The organism is Flavobacterium cauense R2A-7 (assembly GCF_000498475.1).
GTDB classification, from domain to species: Bacteria; Bacteroidota; Bacteroidia; order Flavobacteriales; family Flavobacteriaceae; genus Flavobacterium; species Flavobacterium cauense.
Map to the genome: position 1 here is coordinate 1 of NZ_AVBI01000024.1, position 15,619 is coordinate 15,619.

Genomic DNA, 15,619 nt, shown 5'->3' on the forward strand with positions numbered 1-15,619 from the left:
TGTAGGAGAAGGCTGGAACGGAACGTATAACGGAGAACCGTTACCTTCAACAGATTACTGGTTTACGGTTAAGTTTAAAGATGGAGTGAATAAAGAGGAGCGTATCTTCAAAGCACACTTCTCGATGAAACGTTAATATTTATAATTTAATAACAAAAAAAAGCTGCCTTTGGGCGGCTTTTTTTGTATTAATAACAAATTAATTGGTTTTTGTTTGACGTTTAGTGATATAAAATTTTAATTTTAACAGTTAGATGTGTTACTTTTGCGTTTTACGGTTTAAATTTCTTATTATGAAAAATAATTACCTTTTTTTATTTCTTTTTGGATTCATGTCGTTTTTTGTCAAGGCACAGGGACCAGGAAATATAGGTGTAAATGCAAACTCAGCCGCTTCAATTTGTAATCCCGGCGACTGTACAAATTTAACGTCAACATTTTTTCAGACCTACCAGACTACAGGGTATAATGTGTCTTCAATACCTTATAATCCTCCTTTTGGTGTTACTGCGGGAAGTGCTACAGCGCTTACTATAGATGATCAATGGTCTGGTATTATTGATTTAAAAGGAATTACACCGCAAGATTTTAATTTTTGTTTTTATAATAATAGCTATGTAAAATGTTTGGTGTCAACAAATGGAGTAATAACATTTAGTATAAACGGTGTTGTTGCTGGAGGTTTGTATAGTCCAAATGCTTTTAGTACTTGGGTGAATTCTGGCGCTATTCCGTTTTCAGGACCAAGTGGTAATGCTCCTTTTAAAAATTCAATTAATGGAGTATTTCAGGATACTAATCCAGCAGTAAGTAATGGTTTTGCAACGCCAAATATTAATTATTACACTACAGGTGTATACCCTAATAGGGTGTTTGTTGTAAATGTTGCTAACGTAGCTCAGTATGGATGTTCAAGTGATGCAACTGTTGGGGCTCAAACGAGTCAGATGATGCTTTATGAAGGAACAAATATTATCGATGTATATGTAAAGAGAAGATACCCTTGTGTTTCATGGTCAAGTGGGAATGGATTAATCGGTGTTCAGAATAATGCAGGGACTGCAGGTGTGACACCGGCAGGAAGAAACGGAGGGACATGGATTACAAATAATGAAGCGTGGCGTTTTACACCAAATGGAGTGCCAATTGTTCCAACTTTTCAGTGGACTGACGGGTCAGGAAATGTAGTAGGGAATACACAAAATATTTCTGTTTGTCCTACAGCGACAACAACATATACTGTAACGGCTACATATCCTTCTTGTAGTCCTTCGGTTAACTATCAGGTAACGGATGTGGTAACTGTTGATTTAATTAGTATTCCAACAGGTACACCAGTTAATTTATATCAATGTAACACCGGTGCGGCAACTTACACATGGGATTTGTCCGGGAATCAAACTACAGCTATGGCTGCTTTGGATCCGGGAACGTATGTGCCTAGTTTGCATACTTCTTTAGCAAGTGCACAAGGAACCGATGCTGATTTGATAACGGGAAGTATTACTAATTACACAACTTCTGGAGGAACTGTAACGATATGGGTAGCAGTTGAGGATTTAAATACCGGTTGTAGAAACATACAATCTTTTGATTTAATTGTAAGAAACTGTAATGCTACACCAATTCAACCACCAAATTTAGTGCTTTGTGATGCCGATGGTAATGGTACGGAATCTTTCGATTTGACGCCACAAAATACAATAATTTTAGGGGGACAAAATCCTGCAAATTATAATATCACATACCATACAACTCTTGCAAGTGCTGATGGGACAACACCTAACAGTAATTTAATACCGGCAGGTAGTTTAGCAGCTTTTATTAGTGCGGGTCAAACCATCTATGTAAGAATGGAAGATGCAACTAATCCGGCCGTGTTTGGCAATACAACTTTCCAATTGATTGTCAATCCACGTCCAGTAATATCAGGAACGTTGTCTGTTTGTGTGGGCTCTACTACCCAATTAAGCGGAACAGGTTCACCTAGTGCCTCGAATGCTTGGGCATCTTCAGATACAACTGTAGCTACAGTGAATTCATCTGGTTTGGTTACAGGGGTTGCTTCGGGTACTTCTACAATTACATATACTGACAATAACGGATGTTCTAATACAACGATAGTTACAGTTAATCCATTGCCGACAGTTACGGTTAACAGTGGTTCTGCTTGTCAAGGGGGAACGGTGACTTTGACTGCTACTCCAGGACTTGCAGGTACTTATAACTATGTTTGGACAGTACCGGCTGGAGCTACGAATCCTGGAAATGTTGCTAGTTTTTCAACTGGAATTGGAGGTGCTTACGGAGTAGTTATAACAGATACCACTACAAATTGCTCGAGCGCGATTGGTTCCGGTACAGTTACTATTAATCCATTGCCTACTGTGGCAGTAAACAGTCCTTCGGTTTGTTCTGGAAATGCCGCTACCGTAACGGCAACTCCAGGTGTTGCGGGAAGTTATAATTATTCGTGGACAGTACCGGCTGGTTTTGCAAATCCGGGTAACGTTTCCACTTTTACAACAACAATCGCTGGAAATTATAGTGTTGTCATAACAAATACGATCACAACTTGTTCAAGTGCAAGTGCATCAGGAACAGTTAGTACAAATTCATTGCCAACTGTAACAGTTAATAGTCCTGTTACTTGTGCAGGTAATTCTGTTACTGTAACTGCTACTCCTGGAGCAGCAGGAACCTATAATTACGCTTGGACAGTACCTGCAGGTGCTACAAATCCAGGAAATGTTGCTACTTTTTCTACTTCAATTGCTGGAACATATAGTGTTGTTATAACGAATACAGCAACAACATGTTCAAGTGCAAGTGCATCGGGAACAGTTACGATTAATCCATTGCCAACTGTTACGGTTAATAGTTCGTCGGTATGTGCCGGAGGAACAGCTACAGTAACCGCTACACCTGGAACGGCAGGAACATATACTTATGTGTGGACAGTACCAGCGGGTGTAACCAATCCTGGTAACGTTGCAAGTTTTACCACGACTATTTTAGGAACATATAGTGTTGTTATTACCGACACAACAACAAGCTGTAGTAGTGCAAGTGCTTCTGGAACTGTAACAGCAAGTCCGTCAGGTGGAAGTATGAACTTACAATGTGGTCCTTATAATAATAATCCAACTTACCCTAACTCAATATATATTGATTGGTCGAATGTTCCGGGAATCACTACTTTTAATTATAGTTATTCAATTAATGGAGGTCCGGTAGTAACAGGAAGTCAGAATAGTCCAAGTTCTATTTATATTGTAACGAATGGAATGCCAATAACCTTTACTTTATCTGGAGTTGGTAGTGTGTGTGTACCTACGGAAACAATTACTTGTGGTTGTCCTGCGCCAATAATCAATGCAGTACCAAACGTATCTCTCTGTTCTGGTCAATCGGTTAGTCAACTTAACTTTACAACCTCTGATGCTTATGATTCGGTTAGTTGGACTAACAGTAACCCAGCTATTGGATTACCGGCCAGTGGTTCAACATTTTTCTTGCCATCCTTTACAGCTCAAACGGTATCAACGCCTCAAACAGCAACCATTACGGTTACTTTAACAAAATATGGTTGTAACGGACCTACACGAACTTTTACAGTAACGGTTAATCCATTACCTGAAGTTACGGTAAACAGTCCAGTTGTTTGTGCAGGGACACCGGCTACAGTAACCGCAACACCTTTAACTACAGGAACTTTTACTTATGCTTGGACAGTTCCGGCGGGAGCGACAAATCCAGGTAACGTTGCAAGTTTTACAACAACAACAGCGGGTAACTATAGTGTTATCATTACCAATACAACTACTACATGTTCGAGCGTAAGTGCTTCCGGAACTGTAACGGTTAATCCATTACCAACGGTAACAGTTAACAGTTCTACTGTTTGTACAGGTGCTTTGGCTACTGTAACTGCTACGCCTGGAACACCTGGAACTTACAATTATGCTTGGACAGTTCCAGCAGGAGTAACGAATCCTGGTAACGTTGCAAGTTTTACAACAGCAACAGTAGGAACATACAGTGTGGTTATTACCAACACTACAACAAACTGTTCTAGTTTAAGTGCTTCTGGAACAGTAAGCAACTATGCGGTTCCAACAGTTACAGTTAACAGTCCGTCTATATGCACGGGTGGCACTGCAACAGTAACCGCTACACCGGGAATTGCAGGGACTTATACTTATGTATGGACAGTTCCGGCGGGAGTTACAAACCCTGGAAACGTTGCAAGTTTTACAACAACAACAGCGGGCAACTATAGTGTTGTCATTACAAATACAACTACTACGTGTTCAAGCGCCAGTGCTTCTGGGACCGTAACGGTTAATGCATTGCCAACGGTTACAGTAAACAGTCCGGCGGTATGTGCAGGAACAGCTGCAACTGTAACAGCTACACCGGGTACAGCTGCCACTTATACTTATGTATGGACGGTTCCGGCGGGAGCGACAAACCCAGGCAACGTTGCAAGTTTTACAACAACAACAGCGGGTAACTATAGTGTTATCATTACCAATACAACTACTACATGTTCGAGCGTAAGTGCTTCCGGAACTGTAACGGTTAATCCATTACCAGCGGTAACAGTAAACAGTTCTACTGTTTGTACAGGTGCTTTGGCTACTGTAACTGCTACGCCTGGCACACTTGGAACTTACAATTATGCTTGGACAGTTCCAGCAGGAGTAACGAATCCTGGTAACGTTGCAAGTTTTACAACAGCAACAGTAGGAACATACAGTGTGGTTATTACCAACACTACAACAAACTGTTCTAGTTTAAGTGCTTCTGGAACAGTAAGCAACCATGCGGTTCCAACAGTTACAGTTAACAGTCCGTCTATATGCACGGGTGGCACTGCAACAGTAACCGCTACACCAGGAATTGCAGGGACTTATACTTATGTATGGACAGTTCCGGCGGGAGTTACAAACCCTGGCAACGTTGCAAGTTTTACAACAACAACAGCGGGCAACTATAGTGTTGTAATTACAAATACAACTACTACGTGTTCAAGCGCTAGTGCTTCTGGGACCGTAACGGTTAATGCATTGCCAACGGTTACAGTAAACAGTCCGGCGGTATGTGCAGGAACAGCTGCAACAGTAACCGCTACACCGGGAATTGCAGGGACTTATACTTATGTGTGGACGGTTCCGGCGGGAGCGACAAACCCTGGCAACGTTGCAAGTTTTACAACAACAACAGCGGGTAACTATAGTGTTATCATTACCAATACAACTACTACATGTTCGAGCGTAAGTGTTTCCGGAACTGTAACGGTTAATCCATTACCAACGGTAACAGTAAACAGTTCTACTGTTTGTACAGGTGCTTTGGCTACTGTAACTGCTACGCCTGGAACACCTGGAACTTACAATTATGCTTGGACAGTTCCAACAGGAGTAACGAATCCTGGTAACGTTGCAAGTTTTACAACAGCAACAGTAGGAACATACAGTGTGGTTATTACCAACACTACAACAAGTTGTTCTAGTTTAAGTGCCTCCGGAACGGTAAGCAATTATGCAGTTCCAACAGTAACGGTAAACAATCCGTCAATTTGTTCAGGAGCTTCAACAACAGTAACGGCTACACCAGGTATTGCTGGAAGTTATACTTATTCATGGACAGTTCCTACTGGGGTTACAAATCCGGGTAACGTGGCAAGTTTTGTCACTTCTACACCAGGAGCTTATAGTGTAGTTATTACCAATACTACTAACTCGTGTTCTAGTGCATTGGCAACGGGTAATGTTACTCTTAATCAAACGCCTACAGTTATAGCAACGCCAACTTCACAATCGCTATGTTCAGGTCAATCTACAGGTATTCAATTGCAAAGTAATGTTGCAAATGCAACTTTCACATGGACCTATACACAAACGGGTGGTGTTACAGGAGCTTCTAATGGAAGTGGAAATATTATTTCACAAGTCCTTACTGCCGGTACGACAACCGGAACAGTAACCTACACGATAACGCCTACATCGGCGGGAAGCTGTACAGGAATTCCAATTTCTGTTACTATTACAGTTACTCCGGTTCCTGTTGTTAATCTTAATGTGACTTCACAGTCGATTTGTACTGGTCAAACAACAAACATTACTATGACAAGTACTATTGCCACAACAACTTTTGGATGGAATGTAGTTCAGTCCGGAGGGGTAACAGGAGGAACCAACGGAACAGGAACAGCTATTACCGATGTTCTTACGGCTTCAGGAAATACAATTGGTCAGGCGATTTATACAATTACGCCGATTAATAACGGATGTCCTGGAACTCCGAAAACGGTTATGGTTACAGTTTATCCAAAACCTATCGTGACGGCTAGTCCTACATCAGCAATTTTATGTTCAGGTCAAACCACTAATATTACTTTGACCAGTACTGTACCGGGAACAGTTTTCAATTGGACAGTTGTACAAACTGGTGTTTTTGGCGCGGCTTCAGGTACTGGAAGTACAATCAGTCAAACTTTATCAACGGTTGGTTTGGTTCAGGGCACAGTAACATACACAATTACCCCAGTAGTTAACGGATGTAGCGGTGATCCGGTTACTGTAACTGTTACAGTAAATCCTACACCAGAGGTATTCAGCTCATCAGCACCACAATTTATTTGTAGTGGGGTGTCGCCAGGAATTACCGTATTTCCTAATATTCCGGGAACTTCAATTACTTGGACAGTTGTTCAGACTAATGTAACGGGCGCTAGTGACGGAAGTGGTTCTGAGACAACGCCGGGTGCTGGAATTTCTATTAATCAGGTGTTAACAGCAACAGGAAATATACAAGGAACCGTAATTTATACAATCATACCAATTAACAATGGTTGTTCGGGTGCTCCGATAACAGTTGAAGTTAAAGTGAATCCGTTACCAAACCCTCAAATTGCCGATGGTGTGATATGTGTTGATGCTATAACCGGAAGTTTAATATATGGTTATGAAATGGATACCCAATTGAGTGATACAGATTACGATTTCCAATGGTATTTCGGAAGTGATTTGACAACCATTATTGGGACAAACAGCTCGTACACTGCTACTCAAGCTGGTCAGTATACCGTTTCAATTATGAATATGATTACAGGTTGTACAAATGTTGCAATTATTGATGTAACGGCGTCTAATCCTGCACTAGGTGCTACCGCTATGGTATCGAATTATTTCCAAGATGATCAGACGATTACAGTGATTGTGAATGGAAACGGAATCTATGAGTACGAATTGGATCATAGTGGAATTTGGCAGACAAGTAACATATTCCCTCATGTTTTACCTGGTGAACATACGGTAGCCATCCGTGATGCTAAAGGGTGTACGGATATTGTATTAGAACATATTTGGACAATTGGCTATCCGCACTTCTTTACACCAAATGGTGACGGTTATAACGACACTTGGAACATTTGGTCATTAGAAAAAGACCAGCCAAATGCTGAGATTCATATCTTTGATCGTTATGGTAAATTAGTCAAACAGATTGTTCCTTCCGGAACAGGATGGGATGGAACGTTTAACGGACAGTTATTGCCATCTACGGATTATTGGTTCACTGTTAAATACATGGAGAACGGTGCCGAGAAAATTTTCAAAGCGCACTTCTCAATGAAACGATAAATAATACTATTTTATAAAAACAAAACCATCTTGTAATAGCAAGATGGTTTTGTTTTTTATAAGGTTTTAAAAATGGAAGTGTGTAAAGAAAAAGATTTGTTTTCTAGCCCTGATGGGAGCGACATCCTTTTTCGGTCATTGCGGCTCTCGAAAGGATCGGAAAAGATATAGCGGACAGCAGGAGTAAAGGTCTTCTGAAATAGAAAACGCGTTGCTGCTTAAAATAAAAAAGCCTCTTTTTACAGAGGCTTTTCGTTTTAGTTGTTGTAAGCTTTTAAGGCTTCTTTCAGTATCTGAACAGATTTTATTAAATCTTCTTTTTTCAAAACGTAGGCGATTCGGACTTCATCCAAACCAACACCTTTGGTGGAGTAGAATCCGGCTGCGGGTGCCACCATAACGGTTTCGCCATTGAAGTCGTATGATTCTAATAACCATTGTGCAAAATCATCGGCATTTTTTACCGGCAGTTTTGCAATGCAGTAGAAAGCTCCTTTTGGTGTGGCTACTTTAACACCTTCAATTTTATTTAACTCGGCAATTAAGGTGTCACGACGGTCTTTGTATTCGGTGATCACATCGTCGAAGTAACTTTGAGGCGTGTCTAAAGCGGCTTCACTGGCAATTTGTGCATAGGTTGGCGGACTCAATCGGGCCTGAGCAAATTTCATAGCCGTAGCCATAACTTCTTTGTTTTTGGAAACGATACAACCGATTCGTGCGCCACACATACTGAAACGTTTGGACACGGAATCAATCATGATAGCGTGTTCTTCCAAACCTTCAACATTCATAACCGAATGGTGTGTGTAACCATCGTAGGCAAATTCACGGTATACTTCATCGGCAATTAGGAACAAATCATGTTTTTTAACCAATTCGGCCAATTGCATAATCTCTTCTTTCGAATACAGATAACCTGTTGGATTTCCTGGGTTGCAAATCAAGATTGCCTTAGTTTTTGGAGTAATCAATTTTTCGAAATCAGCAATAGGAGGTAAGGCAAATCCTGTGTCAATAGTTGAAATTACCGGAACTACATTTACTCCTGAAGCTGTTGAAAAACCGTTGTAATTAGCATAGAATGGTTCCGGAATGATGATTTCATCGCCTGCATCCATAGTACTTCCCATAGCAAAAAGCAAAGCTTCAGAGCCTCCTGTGGTAATGATGATGTCAGCAGTATTTATCGGTAAACCTTGTTTTTGATAGTATGCTGCAAGTTTGTTTCTGTAACTTTCAAAACCGGCAGAATGGCTGTATTCTAAAACTGTAATGTCGGCATTTTTAACAGCATTTAAAGCTACTTCCGGTGTTTTGATATCGGGTTGGCCAATATTCAAATGGTATACTTTATGACCTTTCTTTTTTGCAATTTCTGCATAAGGAACCAATTTACGAATTGGTGATTCAGGCATTTGTTGGCCTTTTAATGAAATTTTAGGCATGGTTTGTTTGTTTTGAGATACAAATTTGCAATATTTTTTAGAAACTAAGCAATCCGATTTGTTATTAATTTTTTAAAGTTTTAGGAAATTAAAAATTTATGTAGTAATTTTCACAAAATAACTTTTTTATGAGATTAATTTTTTTAGTCTTTTTTCTATTATTGGGCCTTACAAATTATGGGCAAGTGGGCTTTCAATGGGAGTCTGATAAAGATAAAATTGAGATTCCGTTTACTTTTGTGGATAACCTCATTATTATTCCGGTTGAAATTAATAATACCAAATTAAATATGTTGTTGGATTCGGGTTCTGAACCGTCTCTTATTTTCAGTTTCCCCGAAAACGATACGATCCAACTTTACAATACCAAAAAAATAAAAATTTCCGGGCTAGGGAACGAAGAAATGGCAGAGGGAATTTATTCAGATAAGAATACGGCTAATGTGAGTGGATTTATCAATAGAGGTTTTGATTTGCTGGTTATACTGGATGAAAACTTAAATTTTTCTTCCCGAATAGGGATTCCTGTTAACGGCATTTTGGGATATTCTTTTTTTAAAAATAACATTGTGCAAATTGATTATCAGAAAAAAAAGATCACCGTATATAAAGATCGTAAGATTCTTGAAAAAAGAAAAATAAAGTCTTTTACACCCTTACCAATAAGTGTTGTAAATGACAGGGCTTATCTTAATGTTCGTGCAAAACTGGACGAGAAGGAACATAACCTGAAATTATTGGTAGATACTGGTTTGGGTGACGGGTTGTGGCTTTTTGAAAATGAAGAGATCAAATCCAATGCTAATTATTTTGAAGATGTTCTTGGTGAAGGAATAGGAGGAACCGTGTTCGGTAAAAAGTCGCGATTGGATGAGTTGCAGTTTTCGAAATTTAGTTTTAAATCACCTTTAGTATGTTATCCGGACACAGCATCCTATAAGCAATTACGCCTGATAAAAAACAGAAACGGTTCTTTGGGTGGAGCCATGCTTAAACGATTTTCAATGATTATGGATTATAAAGGAGAACAGCTTTATTTGAAAAAAAGTGTGTTTTACGATGATCCGTTTAACTATAACATGAGTGGTATTGAAGTCCAACATGGCGGAATCGAGTGGGTGAAAGATGAATTGGTTAGAGATTCCAAGCCGTCAAACTCGCTTAATGCCAATGATTTGGTCTTTGAAAACAGTAATCTAAAATACAAATTCACCCTGAAACCGGTTTATGTAATTGCTTCCATAAGGAAAAATTCACCTGCAGAAACGGCTGGTTTACTCATTGGGGACAAGATTTTAAGAATAGACCGGAAAAGCGTCGGTAACCTCACAAAACAAATAATTGACGAATTGCTACAATCAGAAGATGGTAAGACCATAGAAGTCGAAATCGAGCGCAAAGGAATTAAAAAGAAAGTTGAGTTTAAACTCAAAAAGTTATTGTAATAAAAAAGTCCGCTTTTTAGCGGACTTTTTTTTATCTGTAAAGTTGGTTACGATTGCGGACCTACTTTTTCTTTTTGAAGCACATTTTTCTCTTCCTTCACAATTACTTCACCTTTAATACGTAAAGCAACTTTTCCTCCTTCATAATTTACCGCATTGGATTCTACAGTAATCGTTTTCGAAATTCTTCCGGGATTCATATTGTATTTTACCTCAATTTTTCCTGTTTTTCCTGGCATAATTGGTTCCGTTGGTTTTGTAGGAACGGTACATCCGCAGGTTGACTGTACATGAGTGATAATCAAAGGCGCATCACCGGTATTGGTGAACTCAAAAGTTCTTACTCCATTGTCGGCATCTTTAGAAACAGTTCCATAATCAATAGTGTTGTCTTTTGCTTTAAATTCAATTTTTGGTCCTTTTTGAGCATATGATGCAACGCTAAATGCTAAAATTGCAACTAATCCTAATAATTTTTTCATCTTTTTAAGTTTTAATAGTTATCGTAAAATTACATTGTTTTAATAAACGAACAAATAATTTAACGCTCTTTTTTTATTTGCTCAGTTATAGCTATTTTTGCAGATATAATTACAAAAAGCGTACCAAAGTTTTTGGAGCGAAAGTTTCGGGCTTTTCCGTAAACCATTTTCCCGCTGTACGTTACATCTTTTATTTCGTTAAAAGTAACGAAATAAAAGGATTTCCACTGCCATCGGGGCTATTAAGGAAACCATTTGTCTTTTTGTAAGCATAGTAAGAAAAAGTATTGCGGTACAACACGATTGAATCCGTATAACCAAATAACCGAAGAAACGAATATGACAATTCCGGCGCAATTTGAAGCGAAAGCAGCAGAACAGAAATGGTACGACTACTGGATGAAAAACAACTATTTTCATTCAAAACCCGACCACAGAACCCCATATACCATTGTAATCCCGCCACCTAACGTAACCGGAGTCTTGCATATGGGACACATGCTGAACAACACCATTCAGGATGTATTAATCCGTCGCGCCCGCTTAAAAGGCTTCAACGCCTGCTGGGTTCCGGGAACGGATCATGCCTCCATTGCGACAGAAGCAAAAGTGGTTGCCAAATTAAAAGCAGAAGGCATCAATAAAAATGATTTGTCTCGCGAAGAATTTCTAAAACACGCTTGGGAGTGGACTGACAAATACGGTGGCACCATTTTAGAACAATTGAAACAATTGGGCTGTTCTTGCGATTGGGACCGAACTAAATTTACCATGGATCCGGACATGTCGGCATCCGTAATCCGTTCATTCGTAGATTTATACAACAAAGGATTGATTTACCGCGGGTACCGAATGGTAAACTGGGATCCGGAAGCCAAAACAACACTTTCCGACGAAGAAGTAATTTTCGAAGAAAGACAAGGGAAATTATATTTCATCAACTATAAAATTGAAGGATCAGAAGAATTTTTAACGGTGGCAACTACACGTCCGGAAACCATTTTCGGGGATACTGCTATCTGTATTAACCCTAATGACGAGCGTTTCACTCATCTGAAAGGTAAAAAAGCCATCGTTCCGATTTGCGGCAGAGTAGTTCCGATTATCGAAGACGAATATGTAGATGTAGAATTCGGAACCGGATGTTTAAAAGTAACTCCGGCACACGATATGAACGATAAAGAATTGGGTAACAAGCACAATTTGGAAATCATCGATATTTTCAATGAAGATGCAACGTTAAATTCTTTCGGATTGCATTATGCCGGAAAAGACCGTTTTGTAGTTCGTGAAGAAATTGCCAAAGAACTGGAAACTATCGGCGCTTTAGCAAAAACGGAAACCCATTTAAATAAAGTAGGAACTTCCGAAAGAACCAAAGCCGTAATCGAACCAAGATTATCAGATCAATGGTTTTTAAAAATGGAAGATTTGGTTAAACCGGCCATTAAAGCTGTTTTGGAAACGGAAGAAGTAAAATTATATCCATCACGATTTAATAATACTTACCGCCACTGGATGGAAAACATCCGCGACTGGAACATTTCCCGTCAGTTATGGTGGGGGCAACAAATTCCGGCGTATTTCTATGGCGAAGGAAAAGAGGATTTCGTTGTGGCGGAAACGCCTGCTGAAGCGTTGGAATTGGCAAAACAAAAAACAGGAAATGCTTCGTTGCAATTGGCCGATTTAAAACAAGATGCCGATGCTTTAGATACTTGGTTCTCTTCATGGTTATGGCCAATGGCTGTTTTTGGTGGCATCATGGATCCTGAAAATGAAGATTTCAAATACTATTACCCGACTAATGATTTGGTAACGGGTCCGGATATTTTATTCTTCTGGGTAGCCCGTATGATTATCGCAGGTTACGAATATGCCGGTGAAAAACCATTCAGTAATGTATATTTAACAGGTTTGGTACGTGACAAACAAGGACGTAAAATGTCAAAATCACTTGGAAATTCTCCGGAACCACTTGGTTTAATCGAGAAATTTGGTGCCGATGGTGTTCGTTGTGGATTGTTGTTAAGTGCTTCGGCAGGAAACGATATTTTGTTCGATGAAGAATTATGCAACCAAGGTAAAGGTTTCGCCAATAAAATCTGGAACGCGTTTCGATTGATAAAAGGGTGGGAGGTAGCCGATATCGCACAACCGGAATCTTCAAAAGTAGCCATCGAATGGTATGAAGCGAAATTGCAGAGAACTTTAGCCGAAATCGAAGACAACTTCGAGAAATACAGAATTTCCGATGCGTTAATGGCAACATATAAATTGGTTTGGGACGATTTCTGTTCCTGGTTCCTGGAAATGATTAAACCGGGTTACCAACAGCCAATCGATCGTGCGACTTTCGACAAAGCGATTGAAATGTTGGAAACTAATTTGAAATTATTGCATCCGTTCATGCCGTTCTTAACGGAAGAAATCTGGCACCACATCGCCGAAAGAACTCCAGAACAGGCGTTAATCGTGGCGGAATGGCCAAAAGCGAAATCGTATAATGAAGCTTTAATTGCCGATTTCGATTTTGCTACGGAGGTGATTTCAGGAATTCGTACCATCAGAAAAGACAAAAACATTCCGTTCAAGGATACCATTGAGTTGAAAGTGGTGAACAATGAAAAAGCGTCAACTCATTTCGATTCGGTAATTACCAAATTAGGAAACATCACTTCATTGGAGTACGTTTCTGAAAAAGTTGACGGAGCATTGTCGTACCGTGTGAAATCCAACGAATACTTTATTCCGATTACCGGAAATATTGATATCGATGCTGAAATTGCGAAGTTAACCGAAGAGTTGAATTACAACAAAGGTTTCCTGAAATCGGTACAGGCGAAATTATCCAACGAGAAATTTGTAGCCGGAGCTCCGGAGAAAGTAATCGAAATGGAACGTAAGAAAGAAGCGGATGCTTTAGCAAAAATAGCTACAATAGAGCAGAGCTTAATGAGTTTGAAATAAAAAATGAAAAGCCCCGAATTTCGGGGCTTTTTTATTGCTGTAAAGTGTTTATTTTTTACTGTTTTTTTTCAGTGTTTTGCCTGAAGCGTTTATTATTGCCTCGTAAATTTCATTGCCTTTTTTGAGTTTTATTTCGTAAACGATTCCGCTACTTGCTGTTTCGGCTTTTTCAGCTTTCTCAATCTTGTAACCGGCAAATTCTTTTGCGATGGTTTGGCTTACTTCAATTGGTAATTCCTCCACTTTGATTTCGTTTTTGGTTTTTAACCATTTTCCGGATTTGGCAAACTTAGCGGATTGTTTTGTTCTGTCTATAAGGAATTCGGCTTCGTACCCACTATTGTTTTCTATTCTCCAACTGGCCTTTGTGGCATCGTGAAATTTGTCTTTAAAGCTTATTAATACCGCTGTTGGAACTTTGCTTTCTGAAATTTTTTGCGCCGAAACGGTTGTACTAAATAGTATGGTGCTTAACAATAATAGGACTGATTTCATTTTTATGGTATCGTTAAATGTGTTTTATAGGATTATTTTACTACGCGTTTCATAGCGTCAAGATATTTTTTTTCCACGACATTCCAATTCACCACATTGAAGAAGGCCGAAATGTATTCCCCGCGTTTGTTTTGGTATTTTAAATAATAAGCATGTTCCCAAACATCTATTGCTAAAATAGGAGTTCCTGAAACAGGCATATCCGGCATTAATGGATTGTCTTGATTTTGCGTACTTCCAACAACTAGTTTTCCGGTTTTGTCGACTACCAACCAAGCCCATCCTGAGCCAAAATGTTTGGTGGCTGCATCTACAAATTGTGCTTTAAAAGTATCGTAATTACCAAAATCGCGATTAATGGCTGCTGCCAGACTGTCTTTTGGTTGTCCGCCCGCTTTGGGCCCCATTACTTCCCAATATAAATTGTGATTGTAATAACCTCCGGCATTGTTACGAATGGCTAAGTTGTTCGGATCAGATTTTTTTAAAATATCTTCTAAACTCCATTTTTCTAAATCGGTTCCGGCTAAGGCTTTGTTCAAATTATTGCAATAGCTTAAATGGTGTCGGGAATAGTGTAATTCCATCGTTTTTCCATCGATGTAAGGCTCTAACGCGTTGTAAGCATACGATAAACCACGCATTTTAAATTTTCCCTTTTCGGCTTTTACATCGGCAGGATTTCCGTAAACGGATTGTGTTTCCTGGGCTTCCGGTTCCGGTATTTGAATAACTTCTTCAAGATTGTTTTTTTCCCGGCACGCGAATAGCATTAAAAATGTAAAACTGAGTAAGGCTAATTTTTGAATTTTCATGGTAATTAGTTTAAAATAAAAAACGAAATCTGCTTACAAATTTCGTTCTTTCATGAGTCTGTTGATAATCTCGATGTATTGTTTTTTTGCTTCTTCAGGCGAAATGTGATTCACTTGCATCCAGGCATTTAGCTTGAAAGCACTTCTGAGGTTTTGTGATTCCTGCCGGAAATAAAAACTATCAGATTCATTAGCGGTAGCCTGTTTGTAAAGACCATACAAAATCAACTGCAAATCTATCGGTACGGAAGATTGCGGAATCAATTGCGCATTTTCAAACGCTTCCTCAAATAATGTATCTAAATCTTTCTCCAT

The 15,619-nt window shown here is 39.3% G+C and carries 9 protein-coding genes; 4 read left to right on the forward strand and 5 right to left on the reverse strand.

Translation table 11 applies throughout. The annotated features are described in order from the left end of the window. Both FCR2A7T_RS15375 and FCR2A7T_RS13365 read left to right on the forward strand, forming a co-directional pair. On the forward strand, positions 1-136 hold a 136-nt coding region (locus tag FCR2A7T_RS15375), incomplete at its 5' end, for a T9SS type B sorting domain-containing protein (protein ID WP_131494804.1). Between the two features lie 157 nt (positions 137-293). After that, positions 294-7,649 (forward strand): PKD-like domain-containing protein, encoded by a 7,356-nt coding sequence (locus tag FCR2A7T_RS13365; protein ID WP_023571833.1) that lies wholly within the window; start codon positions 294-296, stop codon positions 7,647-7,649. A gap of 257 nt (positions 7,650-7,906) precedes the next feature. Here FCR2A7T_RS13365 and FCR2A7T_RS13370 read toward each other — a convergent pair whose 3' ends face one another. Further along, positions 7,907-9,097: a pyridoxal phosphate-dependent aminotransferase gene (locus tag FCR2A7T_RS13370; RefSeq protein WP_023571834.1), complete on the reverse strand. Its 1,191-nt coding sequence runs from the start codon at positions 9,095-9,097 to the stop codon at positions 7,907-7,909. Positions 9,098-9,225: 128 nt separating this feature from the next. On the opposite strand from FCR2A7T_RS13370, the gene FCR2A7T_RS13375 reads away from it, so the two are divergent. Next, entirely contained in the window at positions 9,226-10,542 is a 1,317-nt protein-coding gene (locus FCR2A7T_RS13375) for a PDZ domain-containing protein (RefSeq protein ID WP_035118673.1), read from the forward strand. A gap of 47 nt (positions 10,543-10,589) precedes the next feature. On the opposite strand, the gene FCR2A7T_RS13380 is transcribed toward FCR2A7T_RS13375, so the two are convergent. Then, positions 10,590-11,024 carry a DUF1573 domain-containing protein gene (locus FCR2A7T_RS13380; protein ID WP_023571836.1) on the reverse strand — a complete coding sequence of 145 codons (435 nt, stop codon included), beginning with the start codon at positions 11,022-11,024 and terminating at the stop codon, positions 10,590-10,592. A 339-nt stretch (positions 11,025-11,363) separates the two neighbouring features. Between FCR2A7T_RS13380 and FCR2A7T_RS13385 the strand changes: the two genes are divergently transcribed. Then, complete coding sequence (locus tag FCR2A7T_RS13385) at positions 11,364-13,994, forward strand: valine--tRNA ligase (protein WP_035118757.1); 2,631 nt, start codon at positions 11,364-11,366, stop codon at positions 13,992-13,994. A gap of 48 nt (positions 13,995-14,042) precedes the next feature. On the opposite strand, the gene FCR2A7T_RS13390 is transcribed toward FCR2A7T_RS13385, so the two are convergent. The 3 genes from FCR2A7T_RS13390 to FCR2A7T_RS13400 are packed head-to-tail and all read right to left on the reverse strand — an operon-like array spanning position 14,043 to position 15,619. Then, positions 14,043-14,489, reverse strand: coding sequence for a PepSY-like domain-containing protein (locus FCR2A7T_RS13390; protein ID WP_023571838.1), 447 nt, complete (start codon positions 14,487-14,489; stop codon positions 14,043-14,045). Positions 14,490-14,521: 32 nt separating this feature from the next. After that, entirely contained in the window at positions 14,522-15,304 is a 783-nt protein-coding gene (locus FCR2A7T_RS13395; protein WP_023571839.1) for a superoxide dismutase, read from the reverse strand. Positions 15,305-15,337: 33 nt separating this feature from the next. Next, complete coding sequence (locus tag FCR2A7T_RS13400) at positions 15,338-15,619, reverse strand: acyl-CoA-binding protein (RefSeq protein ID WP_023571840.1); 282 nt, start codon at positions 15,617-15,619, stop codon at positions 15,338-15,340.